The organism is Mangrovibacterium lignilyticum, from assembly GCF_010882175.1.
GTDB lineage: Bacteria > Bacteroidota > Bacteroidia > Bacteroidales > Prolixibacteraceae > Mangrovibacterium > Mangrovibacterium lignilyticum.
This window is the reverse complement of record NZ_WKLH01000002.1, coordinates 987,714-1,005,238: the sequence shown is the minus strand read 5'-3', so window position 1 is coordinate 1,005,238 and position 17,525 is coordinate 987,714. Positions and strand designations below refer to the sequence as shown.

The following is a 17,525-nucleotide window of genomic DNA, read 5'->3' as shown; positions in this document are numbered from 1 at the left end:
GGTAGTCTGTGCCTGAAGCAGGGGAGGCGTAAGTGCTAAAACCAATAAAAGACAGCAAACAATCAGGCTGTTTTGGCCTTGTCTTTTAGTTTTTTTGGTTTGCAGACTTTGTCTTCGTTTTTTGCCTTTGCTCCACACTTTTTGCAATAATATTTGGGGTTTTCCGGTTCTTTGTAGTCGTCTTTTTTACACGCTGTTTTTCCCATTTTCGTAAATTCAAAACTTTAAATGCGCCGTCCGGTTTGCACCGAACAGCTAATCCCTTCATTCATCGGAACAGGGTTAGAAATCCTGTTCCCGATGACTAAGAACAACATTCACCTTGAAATTGTTTTTCAAATGCTTAGCCATTTGCTCGGCTGCGTACACCGAGCGATGCTGCCCTCCGGTACATCCAAAACCAACGCTCAGGTTTGTAAATCCCCGGCGGGTGTAAGTGGTCACCGATTGATCGACCAACGCAAAAACATGTTTCAGAAATTCGGCCATCTCCGATCGTTCTTCCAGGAAAGCAATCACTTCCGGATCTTTCCCGGTTAATTGTTTGTATTCGTCGTATCGTCCGGGGTTATGTATGGCGCGACAGTCGAACAAATAGCCACCGCCGTTGCCCGACGGATCGTTGGGAAGGCCTTTCTTGTAGGAAAAACTGCAGACACGAACGGTTAGTTCTTCGCCTTGTTTTCCAATCTCACGTAAATAGTCCGATTCGGCAACCGATTTCAAAACGGCAAAAAGTTCCTTCAGCTCAACCGGGATCGTATGGTTGTCGATCAGGTACGCCAGGTTGTCCAGGGCGAAGGGGATACTCTTCAGGAAATGTTCCTTTTTCTCGTAGAAGCCACGGAAACCGTAAGCGCCCATAGCCTGCATGATTCGGATCAGGACATAACCCGAGAAGAAAGCTTTGAAACGGTCGCGGTCAACGGTTTTGTATTTTTCCAGCTCATCGAGGTAAAACTCGAGCAGCTCGTTACGCAAAGCTTGCGGAATATCGGCTTTAGCATCGTAAAGCAAAGAGGCCAGGTCGTATTGCAGGGGGCCTTTGCGTCCACCCTGGTAGTCAATAAAGGCAACCTTGTTATCGCGGAGCATAATGTTGCGCGACTGGAAATCGCGATACAAAAAGTAGTCGCTTTCTGCCTGCAACAGGTATTTGGTGAAAGTCTTAAAATCGTCTTCCAGTGCCTGTTCGTCAAAGGGGATCTTAGCCAGCTTCAGGAAATAGTACTTGAAATAGTTTAAATCCCACATCATCGACTGCTTATCGAAGGCAGCCCGCGGATAACAACGCTCGTAATCGATGCCCTGCCCGGCCGAGATCTGCAACTTGGGCAAATCGCGCAATACTCGTTTGTAAACCTGCACGATTTTATTCGAAAAGCCTTCGCGTTCGCGTGTTTTACTCAGGTAATCAAACAAAGTGAGGTCGCCAAGGTCTTCCTGGATGTAACAAGTCTTCTCGCTGTTAACCGCAAAAACCTTGGGGACCGGCATGCCTTCGGCAAAAAAATGATTGGTGAAACTAATGAAAGCCTGGTTTTCTTTTACGTCGGCATTGTGTGCGCCAATGGCCTGATGGCTGGCACTTTTAATGCGGCAATATTCGCGGTACGAGCCCGAAGCGGGTAAAAGCTCGAATCCTGTCATTTCTTCCTCAAAATATTTCTCGTACAGCCGAATGATCTCTTCTTTTATTTTTAAATCCACGCGAACAAAGTTTTTACGGTCTGCGACCGGTTGATGCAATTAACGATTTGGGAGCCGGGGAAAACGGTTAAAAAAACGGTTTTTTTCGGATCGAAGACAAAGATAGCAGATTTTCCGAGCCCGCTTTTCAGAATCTTGTCTCCGCGGAAAAGCATTTCACCGGATCGTCTTTTTTTGACTTTTACTTCGAACAGGTCGATTTTAAACATCAAAATTCAAAAATATGCTACGCAGCACATTTTTTAACATTGGGGTAACATTTCTTTGTGTTTTTCAGCATATCTTTGTCGTAGATTTTATTTCATAAGTTTAGGTTTGATTAGTTTTATTGGTTTAGTTAGGTTTGAAAAGGGTAGATAGAGATCTACTCTTTTTTTTTGCTCTAAACCGATCGCTAGGTACTTATCATCAATGTGCATTTCTTTAATTAGAAATATTCTGTACTTAACGTCAGCAAGTTCTATTTTGTCTAGTGATTTCAGTATTCGGTTTTTATTCTGGCAATAAGCGAGCAATTAATTACTAATAAGAATGGTCTAGCGTTTGCGATATTCCCGGGGAGACAGTCCCATCACCTTTTTAAATTGACGTGAGAAGTAGAATTGATCGTCAAAGCCGATTTCGCGGGCTATGTCGGCAATCGATCGATCGTCTGTATCAAGCAATCGGCAGGCTCGCTGAATTTTCAGCTGGATAAAATAGTCGATGGGCGAATGCCCGGTTCTGTTTAAAAATAGCCGGGAATAGTGGGAAGCTGAAAGTTTCACGGTTTTTGCCAATTCTTCCAATTTATATCTCCGATTAATATTCTCGAGCATTACATTGATACTTTGACTCACCGGATCTTTACTGATTTGTTCGTTAACTGAACGAAATTGCGTGAGGTAAGTAAACGACGCGATCAGGCGTGGCAGCGACTGGCTGATATATTCCAGATTTTCGAAACTGTGGCCACGCTCGAGGATGTAAAAAAGCTCATTGAAAAGCTCAATTCGTTCGCTAACTCGCGAGTTGCTGCTGCGAGGTACGGGTATTTGCTGAAGACCCGGCTTCCCTATGTGCTTGGCCTTGGGACCGGCAAAGTGAATCCAGTAGATTGACCAGGGATCGTTTGCATCGGCAGAGTAGGCGTGTGACACTCCTTCCGGAATAATAAAGAAATGATCGGGGGGAAGGCGCATTTTCTGGCTTCCCACGATGATATTCCCGGTTCCTTCTACATTGTAGATTAAAATTGTCTGTTCACTGCCGTTTGGTCTTTCTCTGAAGTGATGACGTGCCTGTGGGTAATATCCGATGTCGGTCAGGTAGATATCACTGCAAAGCGGTGACTTTTTTAGCTGGTCGACAATGCGCTCCGGAATGACATAACTTTGCTGACCCAGAAAGCCGTCTTGTTTTTTCATCATGTCAGTCTCGAATTTGAATTGTTAATGTTTTCGAGTTTCGTTTTTATTTGTTTCTCACTTTAATGGCTTTAAATATAGCTATTTGTTTGGTTTGTATGGAGAATTATTATCTGAAGACAATTAATCAGTCATGATAATATAATCCATGTTTTTGCAGGATAGTTCATTCCCGGACTCGTGGAAGGAAGCTATTTTTGGAAAACTAAATCAACTACTTGTGAACCATTACAAATTTAATCAGCCTTTTATTTTAGGAATTACCCTGGTTTCCGCCATGGGGGGATTGCTCTTTGGTTACGATTGGGTCGTTATTGGCGGTGCAAAACCTTTCTACGAACGATTTTTCGATATTGCCAGTTCGCCGCATCTGCAAGGTTGGGCAATGAGTAGCGCGTTAGTCGGTTGCCTGTTTGGAGCTGTATCGTCGGGCTATTTAGCAGAGCGTTTTGGGCGCAAAATCCCTTTGCTGGTTGCTGCGGCCTTATTCACTCTTTCTGCATTTGGTACCGGAATGGCCGACCAGTTTACCCCTTTTGTATTTTATCGCTTGATTGGAGGTTTGGGTATTGGTTTGGCTTCTGCTATTTCGCCCATGTACATTGCCGAAATTTCGCCGGCAGCTATCCGTGGGCGTCTGGTTTCGGTTAACCAATTGACAATCGTAATCGGGATTTTAGCCGCGCAGTCGGTCAACTACTTCATTGCCGAAGCAATTCCTGCTGGTGCTTCCGATGCCGATATTCTGCACTCGTGGAATGGACAAATGGGTTGGCGCTGGATGTTCTGGGCAGAGTTGGTTCCGGCATCGCTGTTCTTTTTCCTGGCCTTTTTAATTCCCGAAAGCCCGCGTTACTTGGTGAAAAAAGGAAATCTTTCCAAAGCAAAATCAATCCTGAGCCTAATTGGTGGTGACGCTTATGCGGCCGAGGAAGAAAAAAATATTGAGCAAAATATAAAAGCTATTCCGGCGAAAGTGGAGGTCAAAGAGCTATTTTCACACAAAATGAAGCCGGTCCTGATATTGGGGATTGTATTGGCTGTTTTTCAGCAATGGTGCGGCATCAATGTTATTTTCAATTATGCCGAAGAAATTTTTACTGCAGCTGGTTATTCCGTTGGTGATATGCTTTTCAATATTATTATTATTACTGGCGCTGTTAACCTGGTTTTCACTTTGTTGGCGATGACAGTCGTTGACAGTTGGGGGCGACGGAAACTGATGATTCTTGGTTCAAGTGGTTTGGCTGTAATTTATTTCATTTTAGGTGGAAGTTACATACTCGAGCTTCAAGGTTTTATTGTGCTGATCCTGGTTTTGTTGGCCATTGCAACTTATGCAATGACTTTGGCCCCGATTACCTGGGTGGTACTTTCAGAGATTTTTCCGAATCGTCTGCGGGGTGCAGCTATGGCTGTCGCAACAACAGCGCTGTGGAGTGCCTGTTTTGTGCTCACTTACACCTTCCCGATTTTGAATGACCTGCTAAAAGCGGGTGGAACCTTCTGGCTGTACGCTTTCATTTGTCTGTCGGGCTTCCTGTTTATCTGGAAGAAATTGCCGGAAACCAAAGGTAAATCACTGGAAGAAATTGAATCAAACTTCTAATTGAACCATAACCATGAAAATAACTTTTGTAGCTTCCCTATTATTGCTGCTTTTTTCAGCATGTTCACAAAAAACTAATCGTATCGAATTAGCAGGAGAGTGGCAGTTTGCAATCGACCCGGATGATTTGGGGCAAAGTGGAAAATGGTATACACAAAAACTATATGAAACCGTTTTGTTGCCTGGTTCAATGGCTGAAAATGATAAAGGCGAAATTCCCGATTTACACACACCATGGACGGGAACGATTTACGATAGTTCTTTTTATTTCAATCCGGCGCTGGAAAAGTATCGTCAGGAAGGCGATGTGAAATTTCCGTTTTGGCTAACGCCGAACAAATATTATAAAGGTGCGGCTTGGTACCGAAAAGAAGTTACCGTACACGAAAGCTGGATAGGTAAACGTGTCGTGTTGCACCTGGAACGACCGCATTGGCAAACTACGGTTTGGGTGAACGACCAAAAAGAAGGATATGAAAACAGTCTTTCGACCCCGCACGAATACGATGTGACTAAGCTACTAAAAGCTGGTAGCAATTTCATTACCGTTTGTGTTGATAACCGCACCGATTCGATTAATGTTGGGCCGGATTCACACAGTGTTTCGGATCACACACAGGGTAACTGGAACGGTATGGTCGGTGAGCTTTATTTGCAGGCCGGATCGCCCTTGTACATTGCTGATATGCAACTTTTCCCAAACATCGATACGAAGAAGGTTAAAGCAATCATTCTGCTGAAAAAGGAAGATGGCGCCGCTGTTGATGCAGATGCGCATTTGCAGGCCCGATTGAAGAATGGAGAGGCAAAAACACTGCCGATGGTCAGCCAAAAGGTTCAGCTTTCGGGGGATGGAAAAGTGGTCGAAGTAGACTATGATATGGGTGAAGAAGTCAAATTGTGGGACGAGTTTAGCCCGAATCTGTACGAAATGACAGCGACGGTTGAGGCCGCCGGAATGGAAACGGATGAGCTTCAGCAAACATTCGGGATGCGTAAAGTTACAATTGCTGATGGCAAAATTTTGGTGAACGGTCGCCCGGTGTTTATGCGCGGAACATTGGAATGCAATACCTTCCCGTTGACCGGCTACCCACCAACGGATGTGGAGTCGTGGAAAGCGATCATGCAAACGTGCAAAGAGAGCGGTTTGAACCATATCCGTTTTCACTCGCATTGCCCACCCGAAGCAGCTTTTATCGCTGCCGATGAACTGGGTATTTACGTTCAGCCCGAGGCGGCTAGCTGGCCTAATCATGGTACTTCGCTGGGCGATGGCCGACCAACCGATGATTATATTTTGGCAGAAACGGAGCGGATCATCAAAGCTTACGGTAACCACCCGTCCTTTGTGATGTGGGCTTATTGCAACGAACCTTACGGCAACTATGTGCCTTTTCTCGATAAAGATTTGCAGAAATGGAAAAGCAAAGATTCGCGTCGGATCTACACAGCTGCTGCCATTGGCCGCAGTTGGAGTGTTAACCCCGAAAGCGAATATTTGGTGCGCTCAGTGCCGCGTGGATTACCATTCAAACAACAACCAAATGCATCCTTCAATTTCGATGAGCGCATTGCTGACGAGAGGCGTCCATACGTGACTCACGAGATGGGGCAATATTGCGTGTTCCCTGATTTTTCAGAGATTGACAAGTATGCAGGAGTTTACAAAGCCAGAAACTTTGAAATGTTCCAAGGGATATTGGAAGACAATCATATGGGCGACCAGGCACACGATTTCCTGATGTCTTCAGGAAAGTTGCAGGCACTTTGTTACAAAGCTGAAATTGAAGCTGAGTTCCGGACAACGACTCTGGATGGCTTTCAATTGTTGGGACTGAATGATTTCCCGGGGCAGGGAAGTGCGATTATCGGTATGCTCAACGCGTTTTGGCAGGAAAAAGGCTACATCACCAAAGAAGAGATCAGCCACTTCTGTAATCAAACTGTACCTTTGGCCGAGTTTCCTAAGTTCGTATTTACAAATGCCGAAATCCTGAAATTCCCTGTGGCAGTTTCACATTACGGAGCTGAAAATCTGGAGAGGCCCAAAGCCGGTTACACTATTTCAACAGAATCTGGCAAAATTTTAGAGACGGGTAAGTTTGAAGTTTATGATATTCTAACAGGAGGACTAAGTGAGCTGGGTAAAGTCATTTTCCCATTGGATAGTTTGAAGGAAGCCGTTCAATGCAAATTGGAAGTCGATGTAGCTGGATTCTCTAACAGTTGGGATTTCTGGGTATTTCCGGCCAAGCAACCGACTCTTGAGAAAGATGATATTTACTATGCCGATAAGCTGGATCAAGCTGCTTTGAAAAAACTGGACGCCGGAGCATCAGTGCTGCTGAATGCCTCTGGTAAAATTGAAAATGGGAAAGACATCGTGCCCAATTTCACGCCGGTATTCTGGAATACTTCCTGGTTTAAAATGCGGCCGCCGCACACCACCGGAATTTTAGTGCAAGAAGATCACCCGGCTTTGAAAGACTTCCCAACTTCGTATCACAGCGACTACCAGTGGTGGGAAATCGTGGACGGCCAGCAGGTGATGTGTCTCGACAGTTTTCCGCCTGCATTCCGCCCGATCGTTCAACCCATCGATACCTGGTTTTTGAGCCGCCGTCTAGCTCAGCTGTTCGAGGCCAAAGTGGGTAAAGGGAAACTCGTAGTCACAACCTTAAATATTAACCCAACAAACGGGCCGGCATCAGCTCAGCTGCGCCAAAGCCTTGTGAACTATATGAATTCCGCAGCCTTCAATCCCAAAGATGAATTGGATCCGGCCGTGATCCATGAATTATTTGAAAAGAAAGATCGCCAGGGGGTGAATTTGTACACCAAAGGAACACCCGACGAACTGAAACCTACTAACAAAAATAAAAAGTAGAAATAGGCTTCAAAAACAAGCGCTTATTCCATAAGAAACAGCAGAGATGATCTACTCAGCTTTTTTTGATATTAGATTGGAATGCGAGCTTATTTGTTAAAACAAATGAATTACACAAGAAAACTGAAGCAGATGAAAATAACGTTTATAGTCTTCGCATTACTGCTAGTAGTTACTGCATGTACACCAAAGTCAAACCGCATTGATTTGTCCGGTGAGTGGAAATTGTGTCTCGACTCGACAAACGTGGCGCAAATTGATCAGCTGAGTTTTGATCAATCTGTGCAACTTCCGGGAACACTGGATGATGCCGGAATTGGAAAACCGCTCAATCTGGCACCTGAACTTGAACGGGAGGTGATGCTTCACTTATACCGCAAACACGAATATATTGGGAAAGCCTGGTATAAGAAAACTATCACAGTGCCAGAACTTCAACCGTCCACCAACAAAAGTATCCTGAAAATGGAGCGCGTTATGTGGAAATCGCAGGTTTATGTTGACGGTAAACCGGCCGGTGAGGCCAACAGCCTTTGTGTTCCCCATGCATACGATTTGACAGATTTACTCACTCCCGGTGAACATGAACTATTGATCTGCATCGACAACAGTCGGCAATTTGATTTGAATAACAAGGATATGGCTCATGCTTATACCGAAGAAACCCAGATTAAATGGAACGGGATTTTGGGTGATTTTGCAATACATTTTTATCAAGGAGCACCGTTGACTGATATCCAGGTGTTCCCTAATTTTCCCGATCAAAGTGTTAGTGTAAAAGTTGGAGGATCATTTGCGTCCGGCATGCAATTGAGGCTGGCAGTTAAAGATGAAAATGGAGAAACGGCTGCTTCAAGGCGGTTTGAACCCAATTCATCAGGGAATTATGCGATAAAGATGGATGAACAAGTGAAAAGATGGGATGAGTTCTCACCGATGGTTTACACGCTGGAAGCAACCCTTTTGGAAAATGGAAAAACAATCCAAACAAAAACCGAAACTTTTGGTTTTCGTGAGTTGCAGTCAAAGGGTAAAAGCCTCGAATTAAATGGAGATCCATTGTTTCTGCGCGGTACTTTGGAGTGCTGCATATTTCCGTTAACCGGGCATCCTCCGGTGAGCGAAGCTGAATGGATGAAACTTTATAAAACGGCAAAAGCTTACGGCCTGAATCATATTCGCTTCCATTCGTGGTGCCCACCGGAAGCTGCTTTTAGTGCTGCTGATAAGCTTGGTGTTTATTTGCAGGTAGAAGCTCCAAACTGGAACACGAAATTCGGGGAGGATAAAGCATCTGTTGATTTTATCTGCACTGAAGCGGAACGAATAATTCAGGCCTACGGCAATCATCCTTCATTCTGTTTTATGTCGATGGGGAATGAGCTAGAAGGTGATTTCCAGCGCTTGACAGATCTTGTGGTGGAATTAAAGAAACAAGATAAACGCCACTTATATACCACCACAACATTCACTTTTCAAAAAGGGCATGGTCTGTATCCTGAACCGGTCGATGATTACTTTATCACGCAATATACCGAAAAAGGTTGGGTACGCGGGCAAGGCGTATTTGATGCAGAATATCCCAATTTCAGAACAGATTATACGCGAGCTGTAACCGATTTGCCAGTGCCGCTGATTACGCATGAGATTGGCCAGTATTCGGTTTATCCAAATTTGAAGGAGATTGATAAATACACCGGCGTTTTGGAGCCTTTAAATTTTAAAGCGGTACGAAAAAATTTGGAAGAGAAAGGCCTTATTCATCTTGCTGACGATTACCTGAAGGCTAGTGGAAACCTGGCGAAACTGTTGTATAAGGAGGAGATTGAAAGAGCATTGAAAACGGTTGGTATTGCTGGTTTTCAACTGCTTGATTTACATGACTTCCCTGGACAGGGAACCGCTTTGGTTGGTTTGCTCGATGCTTTTTGGGATTCGAAAGGGATTGTTGATTCAACTGAGTTCAAAACATTTTGCTCGGAGCTTGTTCCATTAATTTGGATGGAAAAAGCGGTTTACAGAAATTCCGAATCGATATTTGTTGAGTTTGGTGTTGCCAACCATTTCAAAACGTGGAAAAAACAAAAGGTAGAGTTGAAACTGCTGGACACCGAAGGGAATGTCGTCAAAAAGTCAGACTTGGTGACTGATGAAATTGTAAAAGGGGAAACATCGAAATTGGGAACTGCCGAGTTCAAGTTGGCAGATTTCAAAGAAGCTGCTCAATACACGCTTCGTCTTTCGTTACCCGGAACAGCTTACACGAATAGTTGGCCAGTGTGGGTTTATCCGGATACAACAGTCGAATTGAATGATGACCAAATCCTTGTTACCCGTTCTTTTGCAGAAGCGCAAAAAGCGTTGGAGACAGGCAAAAAGGTATTGCTTAATCCGGAATTGGCAGCGATGAAAGGTCTCGAAGGCAAATTTGTTCCGGTATTCTGGAGCCCGGTACACTTCCCGGATCAGCCAGGAACGATGGGATTATTGATTGATGCAGAGAATCCGGCTTTCAGTTACTTCCCAACTGATTATTATACAAACTGGCAGTGGTGGGATTTGTGCAAGACATCGAAGACACTCGAGTTTGCAGATCTTCCTATTAAACCAATTATTCGGGTTGTGGATAATTTCTTTAGAAACAGAAATCTAACCACTCTATTCGAAGCTAAAATTGGCGAAGGTAAGCTGTTGTTCAGCTCAATGGATTTAAGTGAAAATCTGGATAAGCGACCGGCAGCCAAACAATTGCTGTATAGTCTGGAAAAGTATATGGAGAGTGATGCCTTTGCGCCCAAAAACAGTTTAACGATCGAACAGTTGGAACGATTAGAGTCCAATTAAAACATCTCTGCTTCTCCTTATTTTATAGAGGGAAGCCTGCTCCGAATTAATTAAAATCTCAATACTATGATAGTCGAAGCATCGCTCGAAAAATTGATCATTCCAACGTACGAGTTGGGGAAATCAGAAATTAACCCGGTTTTTTTCGAAAAAAGGGTTTACCAGGGCTCATCCGGTAAAGTGTATCCGGTACCGTTTATCGACAAGGTTTACGATCACAAGGTCGATAAAGAATACCAGGCTGCCATTTTGGAGAATGCGTTTGTAAAAATGGTGATGCTACCCGAAATCGGCGGCCGTATCTTCGAAGCTCAGGATAAAGCGAACAATAACTACAACTTTTTTTATCAGCAAAAGGTGATCAAACCGGCTTTGGTTGGTTTGGCAGGGCCATGGATCAGTGGGGGAGTCGAATTTAACTGGCCGCAGCACCACCGTCCGGGAACTTACCTGCCTACCGATGTTTACATTGAAGAAGAAGCCGATGGTGCCAGAACAATCTGGATGTCGGAATACGATCCGATGTACCGATTGAAAGGGATGCACGGAATTCGGATTCGCCCCAATAGCGCCTTAATTGAATTACGCGGACGCCTGTTTAACCGCACACCGCTCACTCAGACTTTCCTTTGGTGGGCCAACGTAGCTGTTGAGGTGCATGGCGATTACCAGAGCTTTTTCCCGCCTGATGTGCATTATGTAGCCGATCATGCCGTGCGCGCCCAAAGTAGTTTCCCTTTGGCGGAGAACGACTACTACGGCATACCTTATCACGAGCGTCAAGGCAGAAACGATTTGCGTAACTACAATAATATTCCGGTGCCAACCAGTTACATGGTTTGCGACAACAAATACGATTTCTTCGGAGGATATGACTTTAAAGAAAATGGTGGATTCATCCATGTTGCCAATCGTCATATCGCTCCCGGTAAAAAGCAGTGGACCTGGGGTAATGAAGCCTTTGGTCGTGCCTGGGATCGCGAATTGACTGACGAAGGTGGACCGTATTTCGAGTTGATGGCCGGTGTTTATACCGATAACCAACCGGATTTCACCTACCTGTTGCCGTACGAAACCAAGACTTTCTCGCAATTCTGGTGGAGTTACAAAAATTTGGGACCGGTCCAAAATGCGAACAAAGATTTGGCAATCCGTTTGGAGATTCAGCAAGGCAATAAACTGGATTTGGGAGTTGCCGGCAGCCGGAAATTCGAGAACCTGCAATTCATCCTGCTTATCGGGAACGAGAAAAAAGTATTCGACAAACAAAGCATATCACCTGAACAACCTTGGAAAGACAATTCCATTCAAATTGAAGCCGGACAGGAAAATTCAATTTCCCTGATCGTATTGGATGAACAAGGAAATGAATTAATCGCTTATCACCATCGCGAAGTGAGCAAAGAGCGGAACCGGAAGTTGGCTTTCGAACCGAAGCAACCGCAAGAGGTTGAAAGTGCCAACGAACTGGAATTAATTGGCGAGCACCTGGAGTTGTACCGTCACCCGACCCGCTATCCGGAGCCTTACTGGAGAGAAGCGATCAAGAAAGATCCGAAGAGCTACAAATCATATATTGCACTGGGACGCGTGGAATTGAAAAATGGCAAGTTTGCCGAAGCCGAGAAAAGCTTACGGGCCGCTATTGAGATCATGACCACTTATCATCCCAACCCGGCATCGGGCGAGGCGCATTACTTCTGTGGTTTAGCCTGCTCGCTTCAAGGTCGAAAAGATGAAGCTTATGCTTTATTCTATAAATCAACCTGGAACTTCGAATGGCGTTCATCTGCCTACTACCAATTAGCAACCTTGGATTGTTTGAAAGCGGACTACGAAACTGCACTGGAACATCTCGAAGCTTCGTTGGATACCAATCGTCAGAATAACAAAGCCGCGATTTTGAAGGCTGTTGTATTGAAACGTCAGGGCAAGAAAGAAGCAGCGCAAAGCGTGTTGGCAGAACTTTTCAAAGCGGATGCGCTGGATCAATGGGCTAAATTTGAATTGGCCAATTTATCGGGTAATTATGCTGACTTTATTCAATCGTCACGGAACGATGCTCAGACGATCCTTGACATTGCCTTTGATTATGCGGAAGCCGGATTTTACAAGGAGGCAATTGCCGTTATCGAGTTGCATCAACAAAATGAAATTCCGGACTGTGCCGTGCCAAATCCAATGGCAAAATCAATCATGACCGGGTTTACTTTAGCATGGTTGTATGCATTGAGTGGTGATCAAACCAAAGCTGCAGAAATCCTGGAAATGACGAAGACAGCTTCTTGTGATTACGTGTTCCCATCTCGCATCTACGAGCAGCTCGTGTTGGATTGGACTTTGCAAGTCGACCAAAAGAATACGGTTGCAGCCTTTGGATTGGGTAACTATTTCTTCAACCTGAAACGACACCAAGATGCCATTCACGTTTGGGAAATGGCTGCTGATGCCAATAGTCGTTATGGAACTTTGTACCGCAACTTAGGCATCGCCTATTGGAACACTTTTGAGGATGGAGACAAAGCCAGACACGCATTCCTGAAAGCTGTTGAATTGGTTCCGAATGATATGCGTGTTCGTTATGAGTTCGACCAGTTAAGGAAAAAACTGAACGATAGCCCAAAGGAAAGATTGGAAAGTTTGTTGCCAATTCTGAACCAGATAACCACCCGCGATGATTTTTCGGTTGAATTGGCTGCGCTCTATAATTTTAACGGTGAATGTGAGGAAGCCTTAAACTTGTTGGAGAATAGACACTTCCACCCTTGGGAAGGCGGCGAAGGACAGGTGCTGCGACAATTTACCTACGCGTGCTTGAAGCTGGGCCAATTGGCATTGCAGGCAGGCAATGCAGAAGCAGCTTTGGCATATTTCGAAAAATCAATGAATACACCGGATAACCTAGGGGAAAAATACCATCCATTGCAGGCCGTTGCTCATATTAACTACTGGAAAGGAATGGCCTTGAAAGCTTTGGGCAAAACCGAAGAAGCCAATGTTCATTTTACCGCTAGCACCAACGAGGAGGGCGACTTTATTGATATGGCCGTCAGTGTCTATTCGGAATTGTCGTATTACAAAGCCCTTTCGTTGAAACAATTGGGCAAAACTGCTGAAGCGGAAGATTTGCTGAAGAATATAAAAGCATTTGGTGAGGCAAAACTGAAGGAGAAAGTGCAGATTGATTATTTCGCAACCTCTTTGCCGTTAATGCTGGTATTTGAGGATAATATGCAAAAACGAAATACAATCGACGCTGAGTTTTTGATTGCTCTGGCCGAAGTAGGCCTCGGTGATGAAAAAGTCACTGCACAACAAACCAAAGACATATTGGAGCTAAATTCAATGCACGTTGGAGCATTTGATTTGGCAAAAGAGCTGACTAATCATCAGAAATTGAATTAAATTTCAAGAGAATTTGAATGTTGTTTTAACAAGAATATTGAACCGAATCAACCAGACTTTCATGAAATACATCTTCTATACGATCATACTGATTCTAATTGGAGTTGGAACCGGCGGGGCGCAAAACCTAAAATGCATCGATGCGTCGAAGCCCGGCCCTGTAGTAATTTCCGGCCAGCTAAAAATGGGGAATTCCGGCCCCGAAGGGAAAGAGCTGGAAGTAAATAACCATTACCTGACGCTGAACGGAAAACCCATCATCCCGGTGATGGGAGAGGTGCACTACTCGCGAATCCCCAAGGAACAGTGGGAAGATGTATTGCAGAAAATGAAGGCTTGCGGGGTAAATATCATCGCTTCGTATGCGTTGTGGATTCATCACGAAGAGATTGAAGGACAGTTTGATTGGAGTGGCAACAAGGACATCCGTGAGTTTGCGAAGCTTTGCGCCAAACATGGTTTATGGTTTTATCCGCGCATTGGTCCCTGGTGTCACGCTGAGGTACGTAATGGCGGCACGCCCGACTGGATTCTGACAAAAACAAATCTGAAAGACCGCTCGAACGATCCGGTTTATCAGCAGTATGCTGAGGAATGGTACAAGCAGCTTGGGCTGCAGTTGCAAGGTTTGATGTATAAAGATGGGGGCCCAATCATCGGTGTTCAGTTGGAAAATGAATACCGCAGAGGAAAGGGCGGAGAAGCACATATTATGTGGTTGAAGGAAACCGCCCGGAAATACGGATTCGACACACCGCTCTACACCGTTACCGGTTGGCAAAATGGATCGGTTCCACCGATGGAGGTCATTCCGTTGTGGGCTGCGTATCCCGACGCTCCCTGGGCGGATAACCTGCGACGAAACGAAGACAAAAAGGACTTCTTGTTTAAAAAATACCGGGATACCGATGCCGTTGGCGACAATGTGCAGCAAGATCGTGGGGCGTACATCGATTACGGGGCTTATCCGTACTTCACCTGCGAAATCGGCGTTGGAGTTATGAATACCGACCACCGCCGTTTGCAAATTGGCTTGCGCGATGGCTTGGGACTGATTATGGCGAAGATTGGCTCGGGTAGCAACTTGCCTGGTTATTACATGTTTGCCGGTGGTTCCAATCCGTTGGGGCAGCTGACTACCTTGGAAGAAAATCGGGAGGAAACCGGTTATTACAATACCAACCCGGTTATTTCGTACGATTTTCAGGCGGCTATTAACGAATCGGGACGATTGAACGGGCCCTACCACGAAGTGAAAAAGCTGCATTACTTTTTGCACGAATTTGGCGATCGTTTGGCGCCCATGGTGCCGGTGTTCCCGGAAGATAATGCCGACTTCCGATATGTGGTTCGCTCATCGGGAAAGGCAGCCTTTATTTTCGGCATGAATTACTTTCGTCATCACCAACTGGAGACGCAAAAAGGGGTTCAGTTTGAAGTGAAGTTGGCCGGTGGAACGGTCACTTTTCCATCGAAACCCATAACAATTTCGGATGGTGCCATTTTCATGTGGCCGCTGAACTTTGACTTGGAAAATATCAGTCTGAACTATGCCACAGCCCAACCATTTTGCCATGTCGGCAATAAATGGGTTTTTATTGAAGATGCCGATGCTTCGCCCGAGTTTAGCCTGAAAGCTGAAGGTTTAAGTAGCGTAACGGCGAGCACGGGGAAAGTGAAAGAAGAGGATGGCAATTATCTGGTAAGCGATATCAAGCCAGGTGTTGATTGCGAAATCAGCCTGACAGGAGCGGATGGCAGCGAACGGAAGATTATTGTACTGTCGAAAGCCGAAGCGCTGAACAGTTGGCTACTGGATGCCGAAGATGGAGGAAAAGCATTCTTCATTTCCGATGCAGATTTGTATGCTAACCAAGGGAACGTTTTCGCGTTCGATACCAAGCCGAATATCTCTGTTTTGAAACTAAACGCGGATGGAGACCAAAACTTCGAAAAATACGCGTATCAACTACCGGAAAAACAGCTACAGGTTGCGGTCGAAAAAGTAGAACTGCTTCAAAATGCAGCCTTCCTGAAAACATCGGCAGTGGACGTGCTGGATAGCAAGAGCATCCTGCGTCACCGTTTCTTCCTGAAGGAATTCAGTCTGAATAATCCGTCAGAAGTGAAGCGTGCTCAGTTGCTGATCTATGCGGATACCGATTGCAAAGTGCAGCTTAATAACCGCTGGGTAAACCAACCGGTAACGCCGGGCGAACTGACCATGCTGGATGTGACCGGTTACACGCAAAAAGGCGAAAATAAGCTGATGATCGATTTTCCGTTTGAAGCCGGGGATCAAGCTTTTGCTGCGGAACTGCAAGTAGAACATTTCAACTCGAATCGCATAGAGTTCGCCACCAACCAGTCGTGGCTGATGAAGGATTCGTATATCTACCCGAGCTTTTTAACTGGCTATGGCGGCTTTTCGGCACCTGAGGTGGTCGGGCGTCGAGAGATTGCTGGGGAAGAACAGTTGGCCAATCAGCATTACACGTTCAGCTTGCCGGAAAATTATGCCGATGGTTTGAATAATGTGTATCTGCAAATTGATTATACCGGCGATAAAGGGAAACTGTATTTCAACCAGTTGTTGGTAGCCGACAACTTTTACAACGGCGATTTGTGGGAAATTGGGCTCAATCGTCTGCATTTGCCATTGGATGCTCAGCCGCTGAAGTTGGAGATTAGTCCGATGCCAGCCAACTCCCGTGTTTATTTTGATGATGAGCTAGCTCAGGAAGCGGCAACAAAAGCTTTGGTTAATAAGGTGAGCCTGGTACCGGAATATCGGGTGTCGGTCGCTTTTTAATCGCTATCTTTCGAGGTCGGATGATGAATGAATAATTAGGAACACTCATAATGAACATGGCAATGAGACTGTACTTTAAGAGGATGCGAAAATATACCTGTTTTTTTCTTCTGTTGGGAATCATGAGTTCGTGTACAACCAAGATTTCCCGAGTGGCTTGTGTAGGCGACAGCATTACTGAAGGCTATGGACTGGCCGTTCAAAGTAAGACGGGATATCCGGTGGTGCTCGATAGTATACTTGGTCCAGGATACCACGTGTTAAATTCCGGCAGAAGTTCCACTACTTTACAAAAGGAAGGCAATTTTCCTTATTGGATTTGCAAGGAGTTTTCCAATGTTTTTGTGTACAACCCCGATATCATCATTATCAAGTTAGGAACCAACGATACTAAACCGCAAAACTGGCAAGCCGATCGGTTCGAAAAAGATTACCAGGCTTTAATCGACACCTTTAGAACGATTCCGGAGGATCCACAAATTTATTTATGTCTGCCGGTTCCTGTGTTTAAAACCAAATGGGGGATTAACGATTCCACGGTGATTAATGGTGTAGTTCCGATCGTTGAAAAGCTGGCAAAAGAAAATCAGCTACCCGTGATTGACCTTTACCACCAAATGCAGGATCAAGGGGCCGATTTCCCGGATAGTATTCATCCCAATGAAAGGGCCGTCAAAGTGATGGCCGGAATTATTGCAAAAAAAATAGCAGAATAAATATTCGGGTTCAGCTCTATTGGTTCCGATTGGGCCAGCGTGTTCTGCTTCACATTAGCCAAGCCAACCGGAAGGATACGATAGCTTTTTTGTGTCGGATAGCTCAGGCCTTTGGATTTGCGCAACAATGCCC

At 45.1% G+C, this 17,525-nt stretch carries 8 protein-coding genes; 6 read left to right on the top strand and 2 right to left on the bottom strand.

Features of this window, described 5'->3' with window-relative positions:
- Positions 1 to 282: 282 nt before the first annotated feature.
- Together GJV22_RS11220 and GJV22_RS11215 are read right to left on the bottom strand one after the other, a co-directional pair.
- Positions 283 to 1,710 (bottom strand): RapZ C-terminal domain-containing protein, encoded by a 1,428-nt coding sequence (locus tag GJV22_RS11220; RefSeq protein WP_238480315.1) that lies wholly within the window; start codon positions 1,708 to 1,710, stop codon positions 283 to 285.
- A gap of 536 nt (positions 1,711 to 2,246) precedes the next feature.
- A complete protein-coding gene (locus tag GJV22_RS11215; RefSeq protein ID WP_163713111.1) occupies positions 2,247 to 3,119 on the bottom strand; it encodes an AraC family transcriptional regulator in 873 nt (290 codons plus the stop codon).
- Between the two features lie 145 nt (positions 3,120 to 3,264).
- On the opposite strand from GJV22_RS11215, the gene GJV22_RS11210 reads away from it, so the two are divergent.
- The 6 genes from GJV22_RS11210 (at position 3,265) to GJV22_RS11185 (ending at position 17,392) form a co-directional block, all read left to right on the top strand.
- Positions 3,265 to 4,725: a sugar porter family MFS transporter gene (locus GJV22_RS11210; RefSeq protein ID WP_163713108.1), complete on the top strand. Its 1,461-nt coding sequence runs from the start codon at positions 3,265 to 3,267 to the stop codon at positions 4,723 to 4,725.
- Between the two features lie 13 nt (positions 4,726 to 4,738).
- Positions 4,739 to 7,615: a sugar-binding domain-containing protein gene (locus GJV22_RS11205; protein WP_163713104.1), complete on the top strand. Its 2,877-nt coding sequence runs from the start codon at positions 4,739 to 4,741 to the stop codon at positions 7,613 to 7,615.
- 105 nt (positions 7,616 to 7,720) lie between these two features.
- Positions 7,721 to 10,459, top strand: coding sequence for a sugar-binding domain-containing protein (locus tag GJV22_RS11200; protein WP_205461840.1), 2,739 nt, complete (start codon positions 7,721 to 7,723; stop codon positions 10,457 to 10,459).
- 66 nt (positions 10,460 to 10,525) lie between these two features.
- The gene (locus tag GJV22_RS11195; protein ID WP_163713101.1) at positions 10,526 to 13,864 is read left to right on the top strand and encodes a DUF5107 domain-containing protein; all 3,339 of its coding nucleotides are present in this window, start codon (positions 10,526 to 10,528) and stop codon (positions 13,862 to 13,864) included.
- Between the two features lie 61 nt (positions 13,865 to 13,925).
- On the top strand, positions 13,926 to 16,676 hold the full coding sequence (locus GJV22_RS11190) for a beta-galactosidase (RefSeq protein ID WP_163713098.1): 2,751 nt from the start codon (positions 13,926 to 13,928) through the stop codon (positions 16,674 to 16,676).
- Positions 16,677 to 16,798: 122 nt separating this feature from the next.
- Positions 16,799 to 17,392 carry a DUF459 domain-containing protein gene (locus GJV22_RS11185; RefSeq protein WP_163713095.1) on the top strand — a complete coding sequence of 198 codons (594 nt, stop codon included), beginning with the start codon at positions 16,799 to 16,801 and terminating at the stop codon, positions 17,390 to 17,392.
- Positions 17,393 to 17,525: the final 133 nt, after the last annotated feature.